23 protein-coding genes and 1 pseudogene are annotated in these 24,921 nt (G+C 64.5%); 9 read left to right on the forward strand and 15 right to left on the reverse strand.

The window, feature by feature from the left end:
* Positions 1 to 3: 3 nt before the first annotated feature.
* Together der and IVB13_RS37800 are read left to right on the forward strand one after the other, a co-directional pair.
* The gene (der, locus tag IVB13_RS37795) at positions 4 to 1,386 is read left to right on the forward strand and encodes a ribosome biogenesis GTPase Der (RefSeq protein WP_247368773.1); all 1,383 of its coding nucleotides are present in this window, start codon (positions 4 to 6) and stop codon (positions 1,384 to 1,386) included.
* Positions 1,383 to 2,636: a TCR/Tet family MFS transporter gene (locus tag IVB13_RS37800; protein ID WP_247338069.1), complete on the forward strand. Its 1,254-nt coding sequence runs from the start codon at positions 1,383 to 1,385 to the stop codon at positions 2,634 to 2,636. The genes der and IVB13_RS37800 overlap by 4 nt, the downstream gene beginning before the upstream one ends.
* A 119-nt stretch (positions 2,637 to 2,755) precedes the next feature.
* On the opposite strand, the gene IVB13_RS37805 is transcribed toward IVB13_RS37800, so the two are convergent.
* From IVB13_RS37805 to IVB13_RS37835, 7 genes are all read right to left on the reverse strand, one after another.
* Positions 2,756 to 3,982 (reverse strand): ABC transporter substrate-binding protein, encoded by a 1,227-nt coding sequence (locus tag IVB13_RS37805; protein ID WP_247368771.1) that lies wholly within the window; start codon positions 3,980 to 3,982, stop codon positions 2,756 to 2,758.
* Positions 3,983 to 4,151: 169 nt separating this feature from the next.
* Positions 4,152 to 5,300, reverse strand: coding sequence for a hypothetical protein (locus tag IVB13_RS37810; protein ID WP_085352898.1), 1,149 nt, complete (start codon positions 5,298 to 5,300; stop codon positions 4,152 to 4,154).
* Positions 5,301 to 5,378: 78 nt separating this feature from the next.
* A complete protein-coding gene (locus IVB13_RS37815; protein ID WP_085352899.1) occupies positions 5,379 to 6,119 on the reverse strand; it encodes an SDR family NAD(P)-dependent oxidoreductase in 741 nt (246 codons plus the stop codon).
* 144 nt (positions 6,120 to 6,263) lie between these two features.
* Positions 6,264 to 7,769: an amidophosphoribosyltransferase gene (purF, locus tag IVB13_RS37820; protein WP_018459135.1), complete on the reverse strand. Its 1,506-nt coding sequence runs from the start codon at positions 7,767 to 7,769 to the stop codon at positions 6,264 to 6,266.
* Positions 7,770 to 7,797: 28 nt separating this feature from the next.
* Complete coding sequence (locus IVB13_RS37825) at positions 7,798 to 8,427, reverse strand: CvpA family protein (RefSeq protein WP_007592055.1); 630 nt, start codon at positions 8,425 to 8,427, stop codon at positions 7,798 to 7,800.
* A gap of 165 nt (positions 8,428 to 8,592) precedes the next feature.
* Entirely contained in the window at positions 8,593 to 10,038 is a 1,446-nt protein-coding gene (gene radA, locus IVB13_RS37830; RefSeq protein ID WP_018459134.1) for a DNA repair protein RadA, read from the reverse strand.
* A 103-nt stretch (positions 10,039 to 10,141) separates the two neighbouring features.
* A complete protein-coding gene (locus IVB13_RS37835; protein WP_018459133.1) occupies positions 10,142 to 10,867 on the reverse strand; it encodes a sulfite exporter TauE/SafE family protein in 726 nt (241 codons plus the stop codon).
* A gap of 194 nt (positions 10,868 to 11,061) precedes the next feature.
* On the opposite strand from IVB13_RS37835, the gene IVB13_RS37840 reads away from it, so the two are divergent.
* The 3 genes from IVB13_RS37840 to IVB13_RS37850 all read left to right on the forward strand — a co-directional run bounded on the left by IVB13_RS37840 (position 11,062) and on the right by IVB13_RS37850 (position 13,841).
* A complete protein-coding gene (locus tag IVB13_RS37840) occupies positions 11,062 to 11,928 on the forward strand; it encodes a L,D-transpeptidase (protein WP_085352901.1) in 867 nt (288 codons plus the stop codon).
* Positions 11,929 to 12,557: 629 nt separating this feature from the next.
* Complete coding sequence (locus IVB13_RS37845) at positions 12,558 to 12,926, forward strand: GFA family protein (RefSeq protein ID WP_018459131.1); 369 nt, start codon at positions 12,558 to 12,560, stop codon at positions 12,924 to 12,926.
* A 99-nt stretch (positions 12,927 to 13,025) separates the two neighbouring features.
* Positions 13,026 to 13,841 carry a hypothetical protein gene (locus IVB13_RS37850; protein ID WP_018459130.1) on the forward strand — a complete coding sequence of 272 codons (816 nt, stop codon included), beginning with the start codon at positions 13,026 to 13,028 and terminating at the stop codon, positions 13,839 to 13,841.
* Position 13,842: 1 nt separating this feature from the next.
* Here the strand turns inward: IVB13_RS37850 and IVB13_RS37855 are convergent, their stop codons facing one another.
* Entirely contained in the window at positions 13,843 to 14,613 is a 771-nt protein-coding gene (locus tag IVB13_RS37855) for an exodeoxyribonuclease III (RefSeq protein ID WP_204510983.1), read from the reverse strand.
* A 40-nt stretch (positions 14,614 to 14,653) separates the two neighbouring features.
* On the opposite strand from IVB13_RS37855, the gene IVB13_RS37860 reads away from it, so the two are divergent.
* Positions 14,654 to 14,872, forward strand: coding sequence for a cysteine rich repeat-containing protein (locus tag IVB13_RS37860; RefSeq protein WP_247368767.1), 219 nt, complete (start codon positions 14,654 to 14,656; stop codon positions 14,870 to 14,872).
* Between the two features lie 12 nt (positions 14,873 to 14,884).
* On the opposite strand, the gene alr is transcribed toward IVB13_RS37860, so the two are convergent.
* From alr to IVB13_RS37875, 3 genes are all read right to left on the reverse strand, one after another.
* On the reverse strand, positions 14,885 to 16,165 hold the full coding sequence (gene alr, locus IVB13_RS37865; RefSeq protein ID WP_018459127.1) for an alanine racemase: 1,281 nt from the start codon (positions 16,163 to 16,165) through the stop codon (positions 14,885 to 14,887).
* A gap of 51 nt (positions 16,166 to 16,216) precedes the next feature.
* Complete coding sequence (locus IVB13_RS37870) at positions 16,217 to 17,725, reverse strand: replicative DNA helicase (RefSeq protein ID WP_018459126.1); 1,509 nt, start codon at positions 17,723 to 17,725, stop codon at positions 16,217 to 16,219.
* A 755-nt stretch (positions 17,726 to 18,480) separates the two neighbouring features.
* Positions 18,481 to 19,731, reverse strand: a complete 1,251-nt coding sequence (locus IVB13_RS37875; protein ID WP_018459125.1) for a cyclopropane-fatty-acyl-phospholipid synthase family protein — start codon at positions 19,729 to 19,731, stop codon at positions 18,481 to 18,483.
* A gap of 281 nt (positions 19,732 to 20,012) precedes the next feature.
* On the opposite strand from IVB13_RS37875, the gene IVB13_RS37880 reads away from it, so the two are divergent.
* Positions 20,013 to 21,056, forward strand: coding sequence for a hypothetical protein (locus IVB13_RS37880; protein ID WP_247492571.1), 1,044 nt, complete (start codon positions 20,013 to 20,015; stop codon positions 21,054 to 21,056).
* A 59-nt stretch (positions 21,057 to 21,115) separates the two neighbouring features.
* Positions 21,116 to 21,321 (forward strand): annotated as a pseudogene (locus IVB13_RS37885) (PaaI family thioesterase); the annotation flags it as partial.
* Positions 21,322 to 21,358: 37 nt separating this feature from the next.
* On the opposite strand, the gene rplI reads toward IVB13_RS37885, so the two are convergent.
* The 4 genes from rplI to rpsF all read right to left on the reverse strand — a co-directional run bounded on the left by rplI (position 21,359) and on the right by rpsF (position 23,871).
* Positions 21,359 to 21,964, reverse strand: coding sequence for a 50S ribosomal protein L9 (gene rplI, locus IVB13_RS37890; RefSeq protein ID WP_007609316.1), 606 nt, complete (start codon positions 21,962 to 21,964; stop codon positions 21,359 to 21,361).
* Between the two features lie 63 nt (positions 21,965 to 22,027).
* A complete protein-coding gene (locus tag IVB13_RS37895) occupies positions 22,028 to 23,005 on the reverse strand; it encodes a hypothetical protein (protein WP_204510986.1) in 978 nt (325 codons plus the stop codon).
* Positions 23,006 to 23,134: 129 nt separating this feature from the next.
* Complete coding sequence (gene rpsR, locus IVB13_RS37900) at positions 23,135 to 23,374, reverse strand: 30S ribosomal protein S18 (protein ID WP_007592020.1); 240 nt, start codon at positions 23,372 to 23,374, stop codon at positions 23,135 to 23,137.
* A gap of 5 nt (positions 23,375 to 23,379) precedes the next feature.
* Positions 23,380 to 23,871 (reverse strand): 30S ribosomal protein S6, encoded by a 492-nt coding sequence (gene rpsF, locus IVB13_RS37905; RefSeq protein WP_247368761.1) that lies wholly within the window; start codon positions 23,869 to 23,871, stop codon positions 23,380 to 23,382.
* A gap of 343 nt (positions 23,872 to 24,214) precedes the next feature.
* Between rpsF and IVB13_RS37910 the strand changes: the two genes are divergently transcribed.
* Positions 24,215 to 24,919, forward strand: a complete 705-nt coding sequence (locus tag IVB13_RS37910) for a TetR/AcrR family transcriptional regulator C-terminal domain-containing protein (RefSeq protein WP_247368759.1) — start codon at positions 24,215 to 24,217, stop codon at positions 24,917 to 24,919.
* The last annotated feature ends 2 nt before the right edge of the window (positions 24,920 to 24,921 follow it).

A 24,921-nucleotide genomic window follows, 5' to 3' on the forward strand; every position in this document is an offset into this window, starting at 1 on the left:
CGCATGTCCTTTAAGATTGCCATTATCGGCCGACCCAATGTCGGCAAGTCGACGCTGTTCAACCGTCTGGTCGGGCAGAAGCTCGCGCTTGTCGATGACCTCCCCGGCGTCACCCGCGACCGCCGCGAGGGCGAGGCCAGGCTCGGCGATCTCGACTTCACGATCATCGACACCGCCGGCCTCGATGAGGGTGCCAAGGGCTCGCTGACCGCCCGCATGCAGGAGCAGACGGAGGCCGCGATCGCACAGGCCGACGCGCTGTTCTTCGTGATTGATGCCCGCATGGGCCTCACGCCCAACGATCGCGCCTTCGCCGATTTCGCCCGCAAGGCCAACAAGCCGGTGATGCTCGTCGCCAACAAGAGCGAAGGCAAGCACGGCGATGCCGGCGCGATGGAGGCTTTCGCGCTCGGCCTCGGCGATCCCATCCAGATCTCGGCCGAGCATGGCGAGGGCCTGGGTGAGCTCTATGACGCCTTGAGAGAGCTGATGCCGGAGCCCGTCGAGGAGGAAGAGGTCGAGGACGACGAGCCGCTGACGGAGGAAGAGGCGGCCACGCGTCCGATCCGGGTCGCGATCGTCGGCCGGCCCAACGCCGGCAAGTCGACGATGATCAATCATCTGCTCGGCGAGGAGCGCCTGCTGACGAGCCCGGAGGCGGGTACCACGCGCGATTCCATCGCGGTCGAGATCAACTGGAAGGGGCGCGAGTTTCGGGTGTTCGACACCGCAGGTCTGCGCCGGCGCTCGCGGATCGAGGAGAAGCTCGAGAAGCTCTCGGTCGCCGACGCACTGCGCGCGGTGCGCTTTGCCGAAGTCGTCGTGATGATGATGGATGCGCAGAACCGCTTCGAGGAGCAGGATCTTCGCATCGCTGACCTGATCGAGCGCGAGGGTCGCGCCGTCGTGCTCGCTGTCAACAAATGGGACCTGATGGAGAGCAAGGGCGGCGGCGCGATCTCGAACCTGCGCCGCGATGCCGATCACTTGCTGCCGCAGATCAAGGGCGTGCCGATCGTCGCCGTCTCCGGCTTGATGGGCGAGGGCATCGATCGATTGATGCAGGCGATCCAGGATGCCTATGCGCTTTGGAACAGGCGTGTGTCGACCGCGGCGCTGAACCGCTGGTTCGAGGAGGCGGTCCAAGCCAATCCGCCGCCGGCCGTGTCCGGACGACGACTCAAGCTGAACTACATCACGCAGACCAAGGCCCGCCCGCCAAGCTTCGTGTTGTTCTGCTCGCGTGCGGACGCGGTACCGCAGTCGTATCTGCGATATCTCACCAATTCGCTGCGTGAGGCCTTCGAGCTGCCGGGCACGCCGGTGCGCATCACCTTGCGCGAGAAGGCCAATCCGTTCGCCCACAAGCGCAAGCGGCCGTCGTGAGCAACGACGCCGGCGAGGCGATGGCGCAGGGCGCAGCGCCAGTCCGGCGCGGTGCGGTCGCCTTCATCTTCGTCACCATCCTGCTCGACATGCTCGCGCTCGGCGTGATCATGCCGATCCTGCCAAAACTGATCGAGAGCTTCGTCGACAACGACACGGCCCATGCGGCCCGCATCTTCGGCCTGTTCGGCACCGCCTGGGCGCTGATGCAGTTCGTATTCTCGCCGGTGCTCGGCGCGCTGTCGGACCGCTTCGGGCGGCGGCCGGTGGTGCTGCTGTCGAATTTCGGGCTCGCGGCAGACTATGTGCTGATGGCGCTGGCGCCGTCGCTGGTCTGGCTGTTCGTCGGCCGCGTCATCTCGGGCATCACCTCGGCCAGCATCTCGACCGCCTTTGCCTATATCGCCGACATCACGCCGCCGGAGCGGCGCGCAGCGGTGTTCGGCAGGATTGGCGCTGCATTCGGCGCCGGCTTCGTGCTGGGCCCGGCGCTGGGCGGCCTGCTCGGCGATATCGATCCGCGCCTGCCGTTCTGGGCCTCGGCGGCCTTGAGCTTCGCCAATGCGCTCTATGGGCTCTTCGTCCTGCCGGAATCGTTGGCGCCGGACAAGCGCGCGCCGTTCCGCTGGAGGAGCGCCAATCCGCTCGGAGCGCTCCGCCTGCTGCGTTCCAACGCGGTGCTCGCCGCGCTGTCCGTCGTCAATTTCATCGCGCAGGTCGCGCATGTCGTGTTGCCCTCGACCTTCGTGCTCTACGCCACTTATCGCTACGGCTGGGATTCGAAAACCGTGGGGCTGACGCTGGCGATGGTCGGCATCTGCGCGATGGTGGTGCAGGGGCTCGCGATCGGCCCGATCGTGCGTGTGCTCGGCGAGCGGAACGCCTTGTTGCTCGGCCTGTGCTGTGGCGCGATTGGCTTCGTGATCTTCGGCGCGGCGCCGACCGGGCCGCTGTTCTGGATCGGCATTCCCGTGATGTCGCTGTGGGGCATTTCGGGCGCCGCCATGCAATCGCTGATGACGCGGCTGGTCGCGCCCGATCAGCAGGGCCAGTTGCAGGGCGCGACCGCGAGCGTGCAGAGCGTGTCGCAGCTCGTCGGCCCGTTCCTGTTCACGCTGACCTTTTCATATTTCATCGGCGCCAGCGCGCCGTGGCAGCTGCCCGGCGCGCCGTTCCTGCTCGCGGCGGTGCTGATGGTGGTGTGCGTGGCGATCGCGGTGCGGGCGCTGGCTGTCGCCAAGGCGCCTTGAAGAGGGCCGTCATGGCCGGGCTTGTCCCGGCCATCCACGTTCTTCGTCCGGTCCAGAACGTAGATGCCCGGGACAAGCCCGGGCATGACGTCGTGGAGGCAGTTGCGCAAGCTACGCCCTTACTTCTTCACCAGCGGGCACTCGCTGTCCTTGAGCGGCTTGGCGGCGTCTTCCGCCGCGATCGTGGCGATCTGCTTGTAGTAATCCCACGGTCCCTTCGATTCTTCGGGCTTCTTCACCTCGAACAGATAGGCCGGGATGAGACGACGCCCGTCCTCGCGCAGCGGGCCCTTGCCGAACAGCGGATCGTCGGTCGGAAGCTCCTTCATCTTGGCGACGACCTTGGCGCCGTCATGCGGATTGCTGCCGAGCGCGTCCATCGCCTTGAGATAATGCAGCACCATCGCGTAATTGCCGGCCTGCGTCATGGAGGGCATCGCATTCTTGTTGGCCAGCGCCGAGAATCGCTTCGACCAGGCGCGGGTCTGCTCGTTCATGTCCCAGTAGAAAGATTCCGTGAAGGTCAGGCCCTGGGCGGTCTTCAGACCTAGTGAATGCACGTCGTTGATGAACAGCAGCAGCGCCGCGAGCTTCTGCCCGCCCTGCACAATGCCGAACTCGGCGGCCTGCTTGATCGAGTTCGTGGTGTCGCCGCCGGCATTGGCAAGGCCCACCACCTTGGCCTTGGACGATTGCGCCTGCAGCAGGAAGGACGAGAAGTCCGCGGTATTGATCGGATGCTTGACGCTGCCGAGCACCTTGCCGCCGTTCGCAGTCACGACCGCGGTGGTGTCGCGTTCGAGCGCATGGCCGAAGGCATAATCTGCGGTCAGGAAAAACCAGCTGTCGCCGCCGGCCTTGGTCAGCGCCTTGCCGGTGCCGTTGGCCAACATGTAGGTGTCGTAGGTATAGGAGACCGTGTTCGGCGTGCAGGCCTTGCCGGTCAGGTCGGCGGAGGCCGCGCCGGAATTGAGCAGCACCGAGTTCTTTTCCTTGACCAGGTTGCTGACCGCCAGGGCGACACCGGAATTCGGCGTGTCGGCGATCGCATCGACCTTGTCGTTGTCGATCCATTGCCGGGCAATGTTGACGCCGACGTCAGGCTTGTTCTGATGGTCGCCGCTGATGACGTCGATCTTCCAGCCCTTCTTGAGCAGGCCGGAATCCTCGACCGCCATCTTGATCGCGACCACGGAGTTCGGGCCACCGATGTCGGCATAGAGGCTCGACATGTCGTTGAGCACGCCGATCTTGACAGTCTTGTCCTGAGCGAAGGCGGATGTGGCAAAACCGAAGGCGGCACAGGCCAGAAGGGCCGCAGAGCGGCGCGCTAACGTCGTCGTCATAAAAGGTTTCCTCCATTGTCAAACATGCGGACGGCTCTCTTGAACGGAGCCTTGTTCCGGCTGATGGCTCTACCGTGTCCCACGGCCGGCGGCAATGCGCCTAAAGCCGGATGACGCTGCGTCGCAGCGTCATCCCTCCGTTAACTTTTGGGCAAAATGCGTCGAGAGGCTATTTCAGCGCGTCCGATGTCAGCTTGAATTTCTGGATCCGCTTTCCGGTGTCGACCTCGGCGGTATAGACGTTACCCTTGGCGTCGATCGCCATGGCATGCACCCAGTGGAATTGTCCGGCATTGCGGCCATTGTGCCCGAAGCTGCCGACCACGCTGCCGTCCTCGCGCCTGATCACCCTGATCTCGTTGTTCTCACCGTCGGCGCTGAGCAGCCAGGTCTGCTTCGGATCGGGCCAGATCGCGATGTCCCACACCGCGCCGTTGCCGAGCGTGTTCTTCTCGAAGAAGAACTCCTTCACGAAGGTGCCGTCCGTCTTGAAGACCTGGATGCGGTTGTTGATGCGGTCGCAGACGTAGACAAGCCCGTCATTGGCGAGCTTCACGCAGTGGACCGGATTGCCGAATTGCTGCGCAACCGGCGCCTTGGGATCGTAAGGAGCCTGCTTGGTATCGTCGGGCTTGTTGCCGTAGGCGCCCCAGTGCCGCTTGTAGGCGAGCGTGGTCGCGTCGAACACGATGACGCGGCGATTGCCGTAGCCGTCGGCGACGTAGATTTCGTTGGCGGCCTTGTCGATCGCGGTCTCGGCGGGCTTGCCGAGCTGGGTCGTGTCGTTGCTGCCGAGGCTCGGCGCGATCTTGCCGATCTGCGCGACGAACTTGCCGTCGAGCGTGAATTTCAGGATCGCGTTGTCATTGTCGGCATTGCCGCCGACCCAGACGAAGCCGCGCTCGTCGACTTCGATGCCGTGCTCGCGGCCAACCCATTCATAGCCTTCGCCCGCGCCGCCCCACGATCGCAGCAGATTGCCATCCGTGTCGAATTCGAGCACGGGCGGCGCCGAGACGCAGCATTTCGAGCGCGGCGGAGTGAGGCTCGCGCCTTTCTCGTCGTCGGTGAGCGAGCGGGGACGATGGATCACCCAGATGTGGCCCTGCCAGTCGACGGTAATGCCGCCGACCTGGCCGAGGATCCAGTTGTTCGGCAACGGCTTTGGCCAGGAAGCATCGACCGCGAAGGTCGGGACATCGCCGGCGGTCGCCGCGCCCGGAAGCGCAAACGCGACGGCCACGATCAGAACGGAGAGGACGCGAGAGACATTTGCGAGCGCACGCTTAAAGCCTGCGCGATTCCGCCATGGCGCCATGGCAACCTCCCTTTATTGGCTTGCGGCTTGCTGCCGCTTGAGCGCGGGCAGTCAATCGCGGGGAGGCCGTCAAGTCAATCAGGCCGGCGAGCGGAAGCTCATCAGGCTGCGGGTCTTGTAGTCGTAGAACTTGCCGGTCTCGGTCCAATCAGGCGCGCACATCGGCACGATGAATTCGGCGACCTGCTCGGCTGTATCGAGCGTCGTTGGGTCTTCGCCCGGCATCAGCGTCGCGCGCATCCGGGTGCGGACGGGGCCCGGATTGAACAGATTGACGCGCAGCTTGGTGTTCGCGGTCTCCTGCGCCCAGGCGCGCGCCAGCGTTTCCAGCGCCGCCTTGGAGGCGGCGTAGGGGCTGACATAGCCGGTCGCCTTGTTGGCCGCGCCGGAAGTGACGAACACCGCGCGGCCGGCGTCCGACTGCTTGAGCAGCGGCTCCATGCAGCGGATCAACTGGAAATTCGCGGAGACATTGACCGCCATCACGTCGGTGAAGGCCTTCAGCTCGATATGGCCGATCGGCGAGGAGGGGCCGAGCACGCCGGCATTGCCGACCAGGATGTCGAGCTTGCCGTAGCGTTCGTGCAGGCCGGCGCCGAGCCGCGCGATGCCGTCGGAATCGGTGAGGTTGAGCGGCACCAGCGTGGCGCTGCCGCCGTCCTTGCGGATCTCGTCGTCGAGCTCTTCCAGCCCGCCCTGCGTGCGCGCGACCGCAACGATATGCGCGCCGGCCCTGGCCAGCGCTTTTGCCGTGGCGAAGCCGATGCCGCGCGAGGCGCCGGTGACGAGAGCGATGCGGTTGGCGAGGGGATTTGTCATTGAAAGGTTCTATCCAGCGTCGTCCTGGCGAAAGCCAGGACCCATACGCCGTGACGTTTATGGCTAGGGAAGATGATTGTCACACCTTCTTCGAACCAGAAAGGCCTGTGGTAATGGGTCCTGGCTTTCGCCAGGACGACGAGCCTAGCTCGCCTCCGCCAGCAACGACAATTGCCGCGGCTGCTGCTCGGTCTGGGTCTGGTCGGTGAGGTGGGTCGGATAAGCCCCGGTGAAGCAATGATCCGAGAATTTCGGATTGGCGGGGTCACGGCCGGGCTCGCCCATGGCGCGGTACATGCCGTCGATCGACAGGAAGGCGAGCGAGTCGGCGCCGATGATCTCGCGCATCTCTTCCAGCGAATGTGTCGCCGCAAGAAGACCACCACGGTCCGGCAGATCGATACCGTAATAGTCGGGATAGAGGATCGGCGGCGAGGCGAGGCGGAAATGCACTTCCTTGGCGCCGGCATCGCGCATCATGCGGACGATCTTCTTCGAGGTGGTGCCGCGTACCAGCGAATCGTCGATCAGGATGATGCGCTTGCCTTCGATCGCGGCGCGGTTGGCCGAATGCTTCATGCGCACACCGGATTCGCGGATCGCCTGCGTCGGCTGGATGAAGGTGCGGCCGACATAGTGGTTGCGGATGATGCCGAGTTCGAACGGGATGCCGGAATGCTGGCTGTAGCCAACCGCCGCGGGCACGCCGGAATCCGGCACCGGCACCACGACATCGACCGGCACGTGGCTCTCGCGCGCAAGCTGGGCACCAAAGGCCTTGCGCACCTCGTAGACCGAGCGGCCGTGGACGATGGAATCCGGACGGGAGAAGTAGATGTACTCGAAGATGCAGGGACGCGGCGCGATCGGCGGGAACGGCTTGTGGATGTCCTGCCCGTTCTCGTCGAACACGATGACCTCGCCGGGCTCGATGTCGCGGACGAAGCGTGCGCCGATGATGTCGAGTGCGCAGGTCTCGGAGGTCAGGATCGGACAACCATCGAGTTCGCCGAGCACCAGCGGACGGATGCCGCGCGGATCGCGCGCGCCGACCAGCTTCTTGTTGGTCAGCGACACCAGCGCATAGGCGCCCTCGATCTCGCGCAGCGCGTCGATATAGCGCTCGATGAAGCGGCTGCGCCTGGAGCGCGCGACCAGGTGCAGGATCACCTCGGTGTCGGTGGTCGACTGCATCATCGCGCCGTTCCTCACGAGCTCGCGGCGCAGCGTCAGGCCGTTGGTGAGATTGCCGTTGTGGGCGACCGCAAGGCCGCCGGCATTCAGTTCGGCGAACAGCGGTTGCACGTTGCGCAGGATGGTCGCGCCGGTGGTGGAATAGCGGACATGGCCGACTGCCATTGTGCCGGGCAGGCGGTCGATCACCTCTCGGCGGGAGAAGGTGTCGCCGACGAGGCCGAGGCGGCGTTCGGAATGAAAGCGGCCGCCGTCATAGGAGACGATGCCGGCTGCTTCCTGGCCGCGGTGCTGAAGGGCATGGAGGCCGAGCGCCGTGATGGCGGCGGCATCGGGGTGGCCGTAGATGCCGAAGACGCCGCATTCCTCGCGCAGCGTATCCCCCTCCAGATCGTCTTGAAGTTCCAGCGCGGCCGGGCCGAGATCAAGTAGGGCGTCCTGGTCAGGATTTCGCATCTCGTCCGAGCCTCTCGTTAGGGCTTAATCAACGCGCCGCGGGTTTCTCGATCAGCTTTTTAAGGCTGTCACGAGCCGGTTTGCTGTATCCGTCGCCACTGCCCGAAGGCTGCTGCTCGGAATCAGTTTGCTCTTCATCTGGTTTGTTTTTCTTGAATCTCTTCAAGATGGTGTTCTCGGGGTCGTCAGGCAAGAGGGCCATCAGCCAATCCCCGGTTCCCTGCAGCACCACGCGGGATTTGGCCCCCGTGACCCAATCCGGGCGCTGCTTGTCCGGCACGAGCCAGGTGAAGAACAGGAAGGCGACCACGACGATCAAAAGTCCGCGCGCCAGCCCGAACAGAAAGCCGAGGGTGCGGTCCAGTGCGCCGATGCGCGAATCCAGGATCATGTCGGAGATCCGGACCGTGATCACGGAAACCACGACCAAAGTGCCCACGAACACGCCGGCAACCACGACCACGCTCGCGACGGTATCGTTGTTGAAATAGGTCTTTGCGGTCGGCAGCAGCTTCGAGAATGAATAAAGCGTGACAATCGCCGCCGTGCCCCAGGCCGCGATCGACAGGATCTCGCGCATGAAGCCGCGAACCATGGCGAGCAGGCCCGAAATCAGCATCACACCGAGCAGGATCAGGTCGAGGATGGTTACTGGCATCGGCTGGTCTGGTCCGCTCGTACTTCAAGGTGCTCAGCGAATCGGTGCTTGGCCGCCGCCCTAAGTGAGGGCCAGACGACGTTCCCGGCAAGGCCGCAACCACGCAATCCCATGCTGCTTTTGTGACGGCTGTATAGCGGCGAGGGCGGGGGACGTCACCACCGGCTAACCCTCTCCACGGCGGAATCTTGCTGGTGTGGCATTTTTCTCTGCCGGTGCGCTCGAGTCGCCCCGCCGGGAGCCGCGTGCGGCGATCTCGGCGACCAATGTCGTCAGGCTGTTGATCGCGTTCAGCGACAAGCCGGCATCGCCGCCGGCTTCGCCCCGGGCCGATTCGGGCAGAACGGCACGCTGGAAGCCGAGTTTTGCCGCTTCTTTCAGCCGGGCCGGGGTCTGCGCTACCGGGCGCACCACGCCGGACAGCGAGATCTCGCCGAAATAGACCGCATCGGAGGGCAACTGCGCATTAACCAGCGAGGACACCAGCGCCGCCGCGGCGGCCAGATCAGCCGCGGGCTCGTGGATGCGCAGGCCGCCCGCGACGTTCAGATAGACGTCGTGGCCGGACAGCTTCACCCCGCAATGGGCTTCCAGCACCGCCAGCACCATCGATAGCCGGCTCGGATCCCAGCCCACCACGGCCCGGCGCGGGGTGCCGAGCGAGGTCGGCGCCACCAGTGCCTGCAATTCGACCAGAACGGGTCTTGTACCCTCGATACCCGCGAAGACTGCGGTGCCGGGCGTGCCGAGATCGCGCTCCGACAAAAACAGCTCGGAAGGATTGGTGACTTCGCGCAGGCCAAGCCCGGTCATCTCGAACACGCCGATCTCGTCGGTCGGCCCGAAACGATTCTTCACGGCGCGCAGGATGCGGAATTGCTGCGAGCCTTCGCCCTCGAACGACAGCACCGCATCGACCATGTGCTCGACCACGCGAGGGCCGGCGATCTGTCCGTCCTTGGTTACATGGCCGACCAGGATGATGGCCGCGCCGGTCCTTTTGGCAAAACGGATCAGGGCCTGCGCCGAGGCGCGCACCTGCGTCACCGTGCCGGGTGCCGATTCCACCGTGTCGGTCCACATGGTCTGAATCGAATCGATCACGATCAGCCGCGGCACCGCGCCCTCAGACAGCGTCGAGACAATGTCCTCGACCGACGTTTCGGCGGCGAGCTGCACCGGCGCATCCGACAGCCCGAGCCGTTCGGCGCGCAACCGCACCTGCGCGACCGCCTCTTCGCCCGAGATGTAGACGACGCGGTGTCCGGCGCGCGCGAGCAGGCTTGTGGCCTGCGTCAGCAGCGTCGACTTGCCGATGCCGGGATCGCCGCCGACCAGCAGCACCGAGCCGCGGACAAAGCCGCCGCCGGTCACGCGATCGAGCTCCGTCATGCCGGAGGACAGGCGCGGGGCGTCCTGGGTTTTTCCGGACAGGCTCTCGAGCGCGAAGGTCCGCCCCTTGCGCTTGGAGCGGATCGACACCGGCACGCTGCCGGTCGTGTCCTCCTCCGCGAGCGTATTCCACTCGCCACAGGACTCGCATTTGCCCTGCCAGCGGTTATAGGCCGCGCCGCAGTTCTGGCAGACGAAGGAAAGTGTGTTCTTGGCCATGGGGACAGCGAGTCCGGGGACAGCGAGTCGGGGGTTTCAGGTTTGCTGATAGCACGGAATGACGGGTCGAGAGAGTGAGCCCCGGCGCCCCCCCGAAGCCCGGCTACGGCTGCGCCGCGTTCCAGAGCATGGAGAGGCCGGCCGCGATCATGATTGCGTCCATCACCAAGCGGAACATCTCCGGCTTCAAGCGCAGCACGAAGCGTTTGGCGATGAAGGCGCCGGCCATCAACGACGATCCTGCGACCAGGCCTTTGACGAACACATCGCCAGTCAGCGCGCCGAAACGTTCGAAAGTCACGGATTTCGCAACATAGAGCCCGAGCGAAGATGCCGCTTCGGTGGCGAGGAAAGCGCCGCGGGACAAGCCGTAGAACAGGAATAGCGGCACGCTGAGCGGGCCGGTGGAGACGACGATGCCGGTGAGATAGCCGATGACGGCCCCGCCGATCGCCAGATGCCAGAGATTGGCCTTGAGATCGTGCCGCGCCAACCAGTGCCGAACCGGCACCATCGCGATCAGGAAGACGCCGATGGCGAGATCGACGGCGTGCGAGGGCAGGGCCAGCAGCGTCCGCGCGCCGAGCACGGCGGCTGGAATGCCTGTCACCGAATAAGCCGTGCAGGCCCGCCAGTCGACCTCGCGCCACCAGGCCAGGATTCGTGACAAGTTGGCCATGACGGCGGCCAATGCCATGATCGGCACCGCCTCCTTTGGCCCATAGGCATAGACCAGCACCGGCATCAGCATGATCGACGAGCCCGTGCCGACGATGCCGGAAATGGTGCCTGCGACGAGGCCGACGATCAGGACGAACAAGAAAGCCAAACCAGTCTCCACGAATCGGGAGAGTTTAGCCGCGGCCAGCGGCGCGGGCGATCCGCGAGGCGAGAGAACCTTATCTTGCCGAGAGCCCGGCGTTAACCATCGCCGACGGTTCCAGTCTGAGCGAAATCGCTTCGAAGTTTCTTAAATCTTACTGGGTACCTCTCTTGGGCATAGTGACCTGGGGGAAGAAGAGTATGGGTAAGCGAGCCAAACGCGGAAAGGCGCAGACGTTCGCAATCCCGATGGCCGCGAGAGTTGCAGTTGGCGCCGTCGCCGTCGCAGCGTTGGGGTACGGCTTGCTGTCCCGACCGGCGAACGTGCAACCGGCACGAAAGCCGTCCGCGCACGAAGCCCAAGCGTCATCAACTCCGGTTTACGTCTCAACGCCTGTTCATGCATCAGCTCCGACGCCGGCTTCGGCTCCGCTTACGGCCCCGGCGCCTCTGGTCGAACCGCCCAAAGCGGCTGACGTTCCCGGAGCATTCGTGCGGCAGGTGGTTGACTACGCCAGCCGCCAGACGCCGGGCACCGTGATCATCGATACCAAGAACACATTCCTCTATCTCGTTCTGAACGACGCGCAGGCACTGCGCTACGGCATCGGTGTTGGCCGCGAAGGTTTCACATGGTCCGGTGAGCAGACTGTGGCTCGTAAGGCAGAATGGCCGGATTGGCATCCGCCTGCGGAGATGGTCTCGCGTCAGCCTTATCTGCCGCGGTTCATGGCAGGAGGTCCTGGCAACCCGCTCGGCGCTCGGGCGATGTATCTGGGCGACACCGAATATCGAATTCACGGCACCAACAAGCCCGATACGATCGGGAAGCGGGTCTCGTCCGGCTGTATCCGACTGACCAATGAGGACGTCGTTGACCTCTATGATCGCGTGAAAGTCGGCGCGAAAGTGATCGTGCTTCCGACGACCGTTGCCCGCCGAGCACCCCAGGGAGCGCCAGCCGACGCCGCTTTCCGATTACCGGACCCGGCATCACCGCCGAACCGGCCCTCGGCAACTCACGCGCAGATGCCGTCATCTGGAGCGAAGATCGCCGAGGCGCAGTAATTCGTCCTCCGTCCTCATCCTGCAACGGAGGACAAGGAGGCAATTCAAGTCGCCTACGAGGTCATCCGGTCGGAAGCTTGTGACAGGCACAAACAATTTATGGCTTGTAGGGCGGAGGACAGACCACCACCTCGCCCGAAGAACTTCTCCGGCACGGCTCAGTCACCCCGATTGCGGTATGAGTATAAGCGTAGCTCAGAGCTGCGCCGGTTAGAGCAGCACCAAGGATTGCAATTTGCCATCGCAATTTCATGCCGTCGACGTCCCCGAAGAGGGGCGTCGACGGGCTGCCCCTTCATATCGAAGCCCGAGCTGTCTCCCGTAGGCCCTTCGCATCGCATGACGCGCTGCTGCGATGAAGTCCACGCTCCACCGTGTCGACGACCGCTTCTGAAAACATCCCGCCAGTGTTTGCCCGACGCGTCAAATCAGTGTTTCGGAGCATGCGTAACCCATTGATTTGCCAGCCATCGGCTACTGTGCATGGGGTTGTTTTTCATGTTTTTGTTGAGTTGGCGCGGCAAGTCGGTGCTCGCAGCACATGGGGCAAGTCCGGCTGCGCGCTGCTGACAGCATGTTGGCAGCAGGGTCCGGCTACGACCATCTCCTGACAAAACAAAGAGTGGGTCATGCGGGTCGAGGGAAGCTGTCATTGCGGTGAGACGGTGTTCGAGGTGACGGAGGCGCCCGCGAGCGTCACCCGTTGCACCTGTTCGCTCTGCGCCAAGCGCGGCGCGTTGTGGGCCTATTACACGCCGGCGCAGTTTCGGCTGCTGTCGCCCGCGGAGAACCTCGCGACCTATCTCTGGGGCAGCCGAACGGTCAAACACCATTTCTGCGCAAGCTGCGGCTGCGGTACCTATTCGGAGTCGCCGGACTGGTCGACCGGCAAGCCCGATTTCGACAATCCGAGGGTCGCCGTCAACGCGCGCCTGTTCGACGAGTTCGATCTCGAGACCGTGCCGGTGACCATGATCGATGGCAAGAATTTATGGTGAGCATGCGCTCTCGCGCATGTCTGCTGCTCGTCCGTGCTCTTGAGGCCCTCTTGAAAAGCTGATCTGTTTCCGGCCCGACAGAAAAAGGGGAGGAAGCCGATGATGCGTCTTTTCGCGCGAGTGATGCTCGCGATGTGTCTGGCCGTTGTAGCCGGCTTCAATGCGCAGGCGCAGACCAGGCCCAAGGTCACGACATCAGGACCGGATTTCCCCAAGGCCGCGCTGTTCGTCGGCAACAGCTTCTTCTATTACAACAACGGCATGCCCGGGCATCTCTCCTTCATGGAGCGGGCTGCGGACCCTGAAAACAAGACGGCCTATCGCAACACCATGGCGACGATCGGCGGTTCCGGCCTCGATTGGCATGACATGGACAACCTGCTGCGGCCGGGTGGCCTCGGCGCCTATTCGTTCGACGAGCAGAACAACGTCGTCTTCAACAAGCCGGGCAGGCAGTACGACGCCGTCGTGATGATGGATTGCAGCCAGTGCCCCATCCATCCGCAATTGAAGGACGCGTTCACGACCTTCGTAAAGAAGGACAGCGAGATCGTCCGCGCCAACGGCATGCGGCCGGTCTTGTTCATGTCCTGGGCTTACGCCGACAAGCCTGAGATGACGGAAGCGTTGGCCGAGGCCTACACAATCGCAGGCAATGCCAATGATGCGCTGGTGATCCCCGCAGGTTTTGCCTTCGCGCGCGTGCGCAAGCTGCAGCCCGAGCTCAATCTGTATGCGCCGGACAAGCGGCACCCGAGCCCCGCAGGCACATATCTGGCGACCTGCGTGACGTTCGCCGCGCTGACCGGCCGCTCGCCGGTCGGCAATTCCTACACGATGGGACTGGACGGCCCGACGGTGGAGCTGCTGCAGAAAGCAGCGTGGGACACGGTGCAGGAGTATTACGGGCGTTGACCTAGCGCAGCACGACCCACGCCGGTGCGTGGTCGCTCGCGCCTTCTTCGCCGCGAACCTTCTTGTCCACGCCGGCTTTTGCCAGGCGTGAGACGAGGGCAGGGCTGAGCAGGAGATGGTCGAGCCGCAGGCCCGCATCTCGCGGCCAGCGGTTTCGCTTGTAATCCCAGAAGGTGTAGATGCGCTGCTCGGGGTGCAGTTCGCGGATCGCGTCACACCAGCCTTGTGCCAGCAGCGAGGCAAAGGCCGCACGGCTCTTCGGTTGGATCAAGGCATCCTTGTCCCACGAGCGCGTCGGATAGATGTCGAGCTCATCAGGTGCAACGTTGTAGTCGCCGGCGAGCACCACGGGCAGCTCCTGCTTGAGCAAGGTTCTGGCATGGCGCTTGAGCCGCGCGAACCAGTCGAGCTTGTAGTCGAATTTCGGTCCCGGCTGCGGATTGCCGTTCGGCAGGTAGATGCTGGTGACGATGACACCGCGTACCGCGGCCTCGATGTAGCGGGCTTCGTGATCGGCAGGTTTTCCCGGCAAGCGATCGCGGGTGAGAATGGGCTCGGCATTGCGGGCCAGGATGGCGACGCCGTTCCAGGTCTTCTGTCCACACCACACTGCGCCGTAACCGGCCTTTTCGATCGCGGTCGCCGGAAATTCGCCATCACTTGCCTTCAACTCCTGAAGTGCGACGACATCTGGCTTCGCCGTTCGCATCCATGCCAACAGATTGGGCAGGCGGCGATTGATGTTGTTGATGTTGAATGTCGCGATCTTCATGTAGAGCTACCGGCTCCTGCCTTCCGCTACCGGAGAAACAATGTCCAAGTTGAGCTTTGCCGTCATCGCCGTCGCCGTTGCGTTCTCCGGGGTTGCCTCGGCACAATCATCCGATCCGCGCGGCGCGTGCAAGGCCGACTACGACAAATTCTGCGCCGGCATTGCGCCGGGCGGCGGCATCCTCGCCTGCCTCAACGCCAAGCGCGACAAGCTCAGCGCAACCTGCAAGACGGCGCTGGACAGCAGGAAAAAGAAGTAGGCGGCAAGTCGCTCAGCCCGGCAGCGGCGGCGCGCTTGCGGGCTGTTCGATCGATGGCGGAGCGGGCGTCTGCTGCTCGACCGCCTGCGCGGAAGCAGGCTTGGCCAGCGGCTCCACCACATTTCCGCCCTTGTAGATGCGGGCGTAGCGGCGGCCGAGGCTGGTCAGCACCTCGTAGCCGATCGTTCCGAAATGATGCGCGAGCTCGTCGACGGTGATGCCCTCGCCGAGCAGCGTCACCATGTGGCCGCGCCGCGCCGCATTCGGCGGCAGATCGGTGATATCGATCGCGATCAGGTCCATCGAAACGCGGCCGGCGACCGGACAGCGCTTGCCGGCGACGATGACCTCGGCGCCGCGGGTGCCGTCATTGGAGCTTGCGGCGCGGAAATAGCCGTCGGCATAACCGACCGCGATGATCGCGAGTTTCGTCGGTCGCCGTGCCGTCCAGGTGCCGCCATAGCCGACGCTCTCGCCGCGCTCGACATTGCGGATCTGCACAATGCGGGCCTTGAGATCGACCACCGGCTGCATCGGATTGTCAGCCTCCGGCGTCGGGTTGACGCCGTAAAGCGCGGCGCCCGGCCGCACCATGTCGAACTGGAAGGGCGCGCCGAGGAAGACGCCGGACGAATTGGCGAGCGCCGCCGGCACGCCGGAGAATTCGCTGGCGATGCCGCGGAAGGCCGCGAGTTGCTTGGCATTCACCGGGTTGTTGAGCTGCTCGGCCGAAACCAGATGGCTCATCACCAGCGTAATGCCGTGATCGCCGGCGTTGATGCGGGGGATAATGGCCTGCGCTTCCGCGAGCGTCAGGCCGAGCCGATTCATGCCGGTGTCGATGTGGATGGCGGCGCCACCGGTCCAGCCGGTGCGGCGGCAGAACACGTCCCATTCGGCGAGCTCGTTGAGATCGCCGATCACGGGGCGGCAGTTGATCTGGGCGTAGTGCTCGCCGGTGTTCTGGAAATAGCCGCCGAGCACGTAGATCGCAGGCTCCGGCACCGCCGCGCGCACCTTGCGCGCTTCCCCGATGGTGGCGACGAAGAAGGTCTTGCAGCCGGCCTTGTTCAGGGCACGCGCGACTTGCTCGGCGCCGCAGCCATAGGCGTCTGCCTTGATCACCGCCGAGCATTCGGCCGGCACCGCCGTCTTCTCGAGCTTGCGCCAATTGGCGATGATGGCATCGAGATCGACGGTGAGCACGCCGCCGAAGGTCGCGAGCGCGGCAGCCTGATTGGCCTCCGCGGAGAGAAGGCCGGATTGCGGGATCATTTTCGGGTCGGACGCCATTGTCATGGCGCCGTTTTACGCAAGAGGCCGGTCAGGTTCAACCCAGGGAACTCAGTAGTCGCCGCCGCCGCGGTCCGGCACCTGGCTGTCCGGCGCAAGGTCGCCGAACCGGGTGACCGACGCTTCGAAGGCCAGATCGACGGTGCCGGTCGGGCCGTGGCGCTGCTTGCCGATGATGACTTCGGCCTTGCCGTGCGCAAGATCCATGTCCAGGCGCCATTTTTCGTGCTCGGGTGTGCCCGGGCGCGGCTCCTTGTTTCCGAGGTAATATTCCTCGCGATAGACGAACAGCACGACGTCGGCGTCCTGCTCGATCGAGCCGGATTCGCGCAAATCCGAGAGCTGTGGCCGCTTGTCGTCGCGCGATTCGACCTGGCGCGAGAGCTGCGAAAGCGCAATCACGGGCACGCTGAGTTCCTTGGCGAGCGCCTTCAGACTGGTCGTGATCTCGGTGATTTCCTGCACGCGGTTTTCGCTGCGCTTGCCCGAACCCGACAAGAGCTGGATGTAGTCGATGACGATGAGGTCGAGGCCCTTCTGCCGCTTCAGCCGGCGGGCGCGCGCCATGAGCTGCGCAATCGAGAGACCGCCGGTCTCGTCGACATAGAAGGGCAGCGACTGCAGCTCGATCGAGACCTCGCGGATCTTCTCGAAATCGGCCTCCGAGATGCCGCCGCGGCGGATCGAGGAGGAAGGGATGCCGGTGCGCTCGGCCACAATACGCGTGGCGAGCTGGTCGGCCGACATTTCGCAGGAGAAGAAGCCGATGACGCCGCCATGGGCAGCCTTCATGGTGCCGTCGGCCTGGAGTTCTGGAACATAGGCCCGGGCGACGTTGTAGGCGATGTTGGTCGCTAGCGACGTCTTGCCCATGCCGGGGCGGCCGGCGACGATGATGAGGTCGGAGTGCTGCAACCCGCCCATTTTGGTGTCGAGGTCGCGCAGGCCCGTCGAGATGCCCGACAGCTTTCCGTCGCGCTGGAACGCTTTCGCGGCCAGATCGACCGCAAGCGTCAGCGCCTGCGAGAATTTCTGGAAGCCTCCGTCATAGCGGCCGGATTCGGCGAGTTCGTAGAGGCGGCGCTCGGCGTCCTCGATCTGCGCCCGCGGTGCGAAGTCGACCGGGGCGTCATAGGCGACATTGACCATGTCCTCGCCGATGCCGATCAGGTCGCGTCGCAATGCCAGATCGTAGATGGTGCGCCCATAATCCTGCGCATTGATGATGGTCGTCGCTTCGGCGGCGAGGCGCGCCAGATATTGCCCGATGGTCATGCCGCCGATGTCGGTGTCGGCGGGCAGGAAGGTCTTCAGGGTGACGGGCGTCGCGATCTTGCCCATCCGGATCAGGCTGCTGGCGGTCTCGAAGATGGTCTGGTGCAGCGGCTCGAAATAATGCTTCGGCTCCAGAAAATCGGAGACGCGGTAAAACGCGTCGTTGTTGACCAGGATCGCGCCCAGAAGGCTCTGTTCCGCCTCGATGTTATGCGGCGCGCTCCGATAGGCCGGGGTTCCGGCTTCGGGCGCGAGTTTGAGAACGTTCGAATCAGTCAGGGCCATGGTCGAGCGATAGCAATTTTCTGGGGCGGATGCGGGGCCGGGATAAAGCGCCGCCTCAGCCCAAAGCGGAAGCAAAAGCTCGCCGCTATCAACCGATCATTAAAATGGTGGATGATTGACCGCCGCAGCACGCGCCGCGCTTGACGGATTTCGTGGAACCAGGTCGCGGCCTAGATGCGGTCGTTACGCACCCCGGAAAACGCCGGATGAAGTGAACCTGATGGGGTGCCGGGCAGACACATCGAGACGCGCGGGAATGACCCACGGCCAGGCGCTTTTGGCTCGGTTCAGACCAGCAGGAGGTAGACCAGTGCAACCAGGGCCGCCCCGACGCCGGTAGCGATCAGGGCGTAATCGGTGCGGAGGTCGTCCTGCACGTCGAATGAGGTTTTGGTCTCGTTGCTCATGGCGACGGTCTAAGCCAGGGCTGACGAGACTTATGTGAAGCAGATCACATCTCCCCGGATTCTTTCGGGGGTACAGCCGGAACAGGTTAGCGGGCGGGGGGTTGTCTCCTGATCTGCCACCAGGGAACGAGGCAAGCGATGCGGCCAGAACGGCAGCCCCGGAATTGGCGAAGCGAAGCAGGCAGCCGACTTTGGCTGTCGGGGCTGATCGCGGCCATGGAGCACGCTGAGCGGCCGGAAGTGCGTCGGGAACCGGTCGCCCCTGAAATCCTGAAAGCGCTGCGGATGCAATTGGCCTTAACGGCCGGTTCCACGTCCGCTCCGGTTTCGACCCTGCGCCACTAGGACTCATTCACCAGCCAGCTTCAGCCTCGGCGTGGCGCCGGCTTCGACGGCCCGCAGTCGGGCTTCTTCACGCGCGATGTAGTTGCGCGTCATCGGCACGACGCCCTGACGGCGGGTGAGTTGAATCTGGAAGTTCATCATATGCTGCTTGCGGAACGTCATCTCGCTGGCTGCTAGATAAAATTCCCACATCAGCGCGAAGCGCTCGTCATACAGCTGCACGGCTTCTTCGCGTCGCGCCATGAAGCGCTCGCGCCATGCCTTCAGGGTTTCGGCGTAATGAAGGCGCAAAATCTCGATGTCGCAGACCAGCAAGCCCGCCCGCTCGATCGCCGGCAGCACCTCCGAGAGGGCGGGGATGTAGCCGCCGGGAAAGATGTATTTGGCGATCCAGGGATTGGTGGAGTCCGGGCCCTGCGAACGGCCGATCGAGTGCAGCAACATGACGCCGTCCTTATCCAGCAGCTCGGCGCAGCGCCGGAAGTAGGTGTCGTAGAAGCGGGCGCCGACATGCTCCAGCATGCCGACTGAGACGATGCGGTCGAACGGACCGGCGATGTCGCGATAGTCCTGAAGCAGGAATTTGGCCGATCCGGTCAGGCCCTTTTCGGCTGCGCGCGCATTGGCGATCTGCAACTGCTCGGTCGACAACGTTATGCCGGTGACGTCAGCACCTGCGATCTCGGCGAGATAGAGCCCAAGTCCGCCCCAGCCCGAACCGATGTCGAGGACGCGCTGGCCGCTCTTGACGAGCAGCTTTGCGGCGACGTGCCGTTTCTTGGCAAGCTGTGCATCGTCGAGTGTGCTCTCCGGCGTCTCGAAATAGGCGCAGCTATATTGCTTGTCGGCGTCGAGGAAGAGCGAATAGAGCCTCGCATCGAGATCGTAATGATGTGCGACGTTGCGGCGGGATCGCGGGCGCGGATTGAACTGCTTCAGGTGCCGCACCAGATAGCGCAGGTGCCACCAGGGTTTTGCCCAGTGCGGCAACAGGTCGGGTTGACCGAGCAGGATCGCGAGAGCATCAGCTATGGTGCCATGCTCGACAATGAACTCGCCGTCCATATAGGCCTCGCCAAGCCCGAGCTCGGGATTGACGAGGATCTTCCGCTCTGCGTCCGCGGTGACGAAGCGGACTGCGACCGGTTCGCCCGAGCCGTCGCCGACGGTGAACTTCGAGCCCTTCGCCGTGGTCACCGTCATCGACCCGCGGCGGATGAATTGAGACAGGAATTGACGCAACAATCGGTCCATCGGCACCCATCCTCTCGAGCGAACCTGAAGAGATGCGACTAACCCGGCCTTTCACACCCTACGCCCGGGCATCTCAGCGGTTCCTATGCGCTTGCATCTAGATCTAGGGAGGTGTCCCGGGCCCGCTATTGCGCTGTGCTCAAAGCGGATATTCCAAAACCGCTTAATCACATCCTTGCGCGCGGTGCCTGCTTCCATTCGCGGCTCAATCGGATAAAAGGTGACCCGCCGCGGCGCCGCCTGCCGGCTGCACCTCTCGGAATTCAATGGAGATGATGGGAATGTCGAGCCGAGCGCTCAGCCTCGCGACGATCTTGCTTCTGATCGGCTTCGGCGCGACCGATACCGTTTTCGCGCAGGCGACGAACCTCGAGGCCGGCAAGGCCCCATCCCAGCTTTTCGCGCAGACCTGTAATGCATGTCACAAGAGCCCGCGCGGCCTTTTGAAAACAGTGGCGCCGGGCTCCTTGCCGGCCTTCCTGCGCCAGCATTACACGACCAGCCCCGACATGGCCGGCGTGCTTGCCTCCTACCTCGTCTCCAACGGGGCCACCGACACCCGCTTCCAGGCGAAGGACGGCCATAAGGACGGCAAGGACAAGAAGGACGGCGCCAAGGATAAGGACAAGGAAGCCAATACCAATCCCGCGCAGTCTCCTGAACATCAGGGCCGCCGGCAACGTTCCCAGGAGTCCGCCAAGCCGGAAGGCGAGGGTGCCGCTCCCGCGGCCGAGGGCGCGCGTCAGAAGCGCGCCGCGCGGCCGGCCGAAGAAGGAACGAAGGAAGGTGCGAAGCCAGAGGGCCAGGCTGTCCCCGAAGGGCGCAAGGCCAAGCGTCTCGGCAAGCGCGGCAAGCCGGGAAGTGATGAGGCGCCGAAGGTCGATGCCGCGGCGCCGACGGCAGACGACAAGAAGAGCGAGCCGAAGGTCGAGTCCAAGCCTGAGACAAAGCCCGAGACTGCGAAGGTGGATTCCGGCGAAGCTAAATCCGAAGGCAGCAAACCCGAAGGCAGCAAACCCGAAGGCAGCAAGCCGTCCGACAAGCCCGCCGAGGCCAAGCCGGAAAGCGCCAAGGTGGAGCCGCGCGGCAGCGAAGCTCCGGCGTTGCGGCCCGATCCGGTGCCGCAGGTGACGCCGGCCGCACCGTCCGCCGCGAAGCCTCCCGAGCCAGCTGCGCCCAAGGCGGCGGAAGAGGCTGCTCCCAAGCCCGCCGCGAGCGCCGAACCGCCAGCGAAGTCGCAGGAACCGGCGCCGCCCGCGACCGCTGCGACTCCACCGGCGCCAGCCGAATCGTCCGGTCCGCCGACGCCGCCGATTTCGCGATAGGCGACCACATTTTTAGACATGCGAAGGCCGCGCTCTCGCGCGGCCTTCGTCGTTTCGGCTACAAGCTCAATCTGTTGTCGCCCGCGGTCGGCGAGAAGCGGATCTGCCGGGCGAGGGTGATCAAGTCGGGCCGTCAGGTCTCCGTCGCCGCAGCCGGCGTTTTCTGCGTCAGCGCCGGGGTCGAGACCATACGGCGACGGCGCTCGCGTCGATCGCGATGCTGAGCGAGGATTGTGCCGCCACAACGAAAAACCCGGCCGCCTGAGGCGACCGGGCTTCGAAAGCCTGCGCGAACGCGAGGCTTACTTCTCGGTCTCTTCCGCGGCCGGCGCCGGCTCGGCGTCGTCCTGCAGGGCTTCCGGGTCGAAGAACTCGCCGGCGGCTGCGATCGCTTCGGCCGCAGCATCCCGGTCTTCGTTCCGGCTCGAGATGTCCTCGCCGCGGTTGATGCGCTCGGCCTCGTCCTGGCTGCGCGCCACGGTGACACTGATCTCGACCTCGACCTCGGGGTGGATGGCGACCGTGATGGTGTGCTTGCCGATGGTCTTGATCGGCGCATCGAGCTGAACCTGCGGGCGGGACAGCGAAACCCCGTCGGCTTCGAACGCCACGACGATGTCGCGCACGTTGACCGAGCCGAACAGTTGACCGGCTTCCGAAGCTTGACGGATCACGATGATGTTCTTGCCCTGGATCTTCTCGGCGACCTTGGACGCCTCGCCCTTGGACTCAAGGTTGCGAGCCTCGAGCTCGGCCTTCATGCCGTCGTACTTGGCACGGTTGTCGGCGGTGGCGCGCAGCGCCTTGCCGCGCTTGAGCAGGAAATTGCGGGCATAGCCGTCGCGAACCTTCACGACTTCGCCCATGTGACCGAGCTTGTTGACGCGTTCCAGCAAAATGACTTCCATATTAGTTCTCCTTTGATGTGTTGAGTGAGGTGGAATTTCGAACTTGAACTTTCGGACTTGAACTCAAGAGGTCGGCAGCGGCGGTGGCTGGCGCGTGCGAAGGAAGCGTTCGCGGAGGCCGAACACGGCATCGGCGAGGCCGAGGATCACCATCGCGATGACGGGCCATCCGAACACGACGACGACGGCGTAGGTCGAGCCGAGCCAGAAGGTGCGGCTCTTCAGCGCCAGCGTCAGCGTATGCAGCACGGCAAAGCCGGTCAGCGCGTACCCCATCATCAGCGCAGCCGTCGCGATTTGCGCCGCGATCGCAAGCAGTCCGCCGGTGAAGCAGAAGGCGAGCGCGACGCAGAGCGCCACGAGCGTCATCGGCGGCAGCTCCGCGGTCATCAGGTCCGGCCAGGGGCGCCGCAACCGGCCCGACGTCGCCGTCACCTTGGTGCTGAGCCAGAGGTTGAGGGTCAGCGTCATCATCGCAACGATGGTGGCACCCGCCGGCAAGATACGCACCAGTGCGCCGACGAATTGGTCGGTCTCGCCGGAGCTCTGCGGGTCGGCGGCGCGGAGGAGGCGCATCAAGCCACGGCGCAGCGTGCCGGTGATGGTCTCCGCGTCGGTGCCGATCGTGAGCAGCGCGGCGATCGTGGTCAGTGTGGCGAAGCCCGCGATCCACAGCAGGATACGGCCGACCGGATACCACTCCAGCGCAGGCTCGGTGGGCGGCTCGGCGGCGGGCTCCGGCGCGGCGGCTCCGACCGGCCGGCTGAGCAGGACGAGATGGCCGAGCCACCAGGCCGGCAATGCGACGGTGAGGGCGAAGGCGATGCAATAGGGCAGGCCGAACAGGGCGCCGAGGCCAAGCGCGGCGGCGATGCCGCCCAGGCTCGCGCAAAGCGGTCCCCAGCCGATCGAAGCGACCATCAGCGGCAGCGGTGCGAGATAGAACAGGACGAGCGAGATCAGCGCGCCCGAAATGATCGAGGCGAACATCAGGGCCGACGCAGCGCCGGCGATCAGGGCTATCAGTCCAAAGGCCATCATCAGCTGTCCCGCTCCCTTCGAGCGGTTAGAGGCATCTCGCCCCAACCATCGGCGACCGGACGACCCGGAAGCCTTATGAGAAACTAGGTCGTACGGCCGGCGGCGATGTCGCCGCCGGCCGAATTCGTTTTAGCGAATGACGTAGGGCAACAGGCCCAGGAACCGCGCGCGCTTGATGGCGCGGGCAAGCTCACGCTGCTTCTTCGCGGAAACCGCGGTGATGCGGCTCGGCACGATCTTGCCGCGCTCGGAGACGTAACGCATCAGCAGCTTGGAGTCCTTGTAGTCGATCTTCGGAGCATTCGCGCCCGTGAACGGGCAGCTCTTGCGGCGACGGAAAAACGGGCGGCGTGCACCAGCTTCAGCCATTGTTCTTACTCCCCATCCGTCGTGGTGGTGGTGGTGGTTTCAGCGTCTTCACGCGGACGGCGCGGACCGCGGTCACCGCGGAAGCCGCCGCCTTCACGATCGCCACCACGGAAGCCACCGCCTTCGCGATCGCCACGGAAGCCGCCGCCACGGTCGTCACGCTCGCGGTCACGGTCGGCCTTGCGCATCATCGCGGACGGGCCTTCCTCGAGCTCCTCGACGCGGACGCTGAGATAGCGGATCACGTCTTCGCTGATGCGCTCCTGGCGCTCGATCTCGGCGATCGCCGCGGACGGCGCGTCGATGTTGAGCAGCACGAAATGCGCCTTGCGGTTCTTGTTCATGCGGTAGGTGAGGGAGCGTACGCCCCAATTCTCGGTCTTGGTGACCTTGCCGCCGAGACCTTCGACGATGCCGGTCATCTGCGCAGTCAGCTCTTCGACCTGCTGCGTGCTCGCGTCTTGGCGCGCGAGAAAAACATGCTCATAGAGAGCCATGGAAGTCCTTTCCTCATGTTGGCGCATCGCCCGGCGTCAAGCCCTTAAGAGGCCTTCGGAAAGGACTCTGGGATTAAGCTCAGAAGGCGGAAACACGGGACGACGGGCCGACTGGCCCTGCCACACCAAAATCACAAATGATTTGCTGAGACCGTCCGTTCAGCTCCCGGCCGGGGTCTGCGGATGGGCGCCTTATACGGATTTCGGCTGACTTGGCAAGGTTGCAGGCGCCGTTTCGGCGCGGGGATCGCAATGCGGGCGGCCGGATCCGCCGCCGACCATCATACCGGCTTGATTTGTTTGTTTGTATATCATACAAATAAATCAACCGGAGCGAACTCCAATGGCAGATAAGCCGGCCCACGAGCCCCTCAAGGAGGCAGGCGATCCCAAACACGCCGCCCGCGCCACGCGGTCGGCCGGCCGCAAAATGCGCTCGCTGCTGCTTGATGCCGCGAGCCCGCTGTTTCGGGAGCGGGGGCTGTCGGGTACGGCGATCACCGACATCGCGGCCGCTGCGAACGCGTTCCCGAGCCAGATCACCTATTATTTCCGTACCAAGGAGGCGCTGTTCGTCGAATGCGCCTGCCGCGAGCTGCTGTATCTGGCGCGGGCGACCGAGCAGGCGGCGCTGAAGGCGCGCGCGCCGCGGGATTATACCCACGCGCTGGCCGAGACCGTGACGACGAGCGATTCGGTGGCCTTCTTCGCCGAGGCGCTGACGCTGACGCGGCGGCGCCAGGATCTCGCGCCGCTGGTCGAGCGCACCATCGAGCGCCTGCACAGTGAAGGTGCGCGGGCCTATGCGAGCCAGGTCGCGCGGCACGGCTGGCGCTCCCTGCGCGCGCCCGACGAGAGTTCGCGGCGGTTCTGGGCCGTCGCCATCGGCGTCATCCTTGAGGGCTACGCCATGGGCCGTTCGCCCGAGGCGCTGTGCGCCGAGATGCTGCGCGTGCTGGGCGAACAGGCGAAATCCTCTGATGACACTGCGCGGCTGCGCCTCGTCGACGCGCGCGACGCATCGAGCAATTCGAATGAGGAGGATTAGGC

The sequence above is a fragment of the Bradyrhizobium sp. 17 genome (genome assembly GCF_023073515.1).
Taxonomy (GTDB): Bacteria; Pseudomonadota; Alphaproteobacteria; order Rhizobiales; family Xanthobacteraceae; genus Bradyrhizobium; species Bradyrhizobium canariense_D.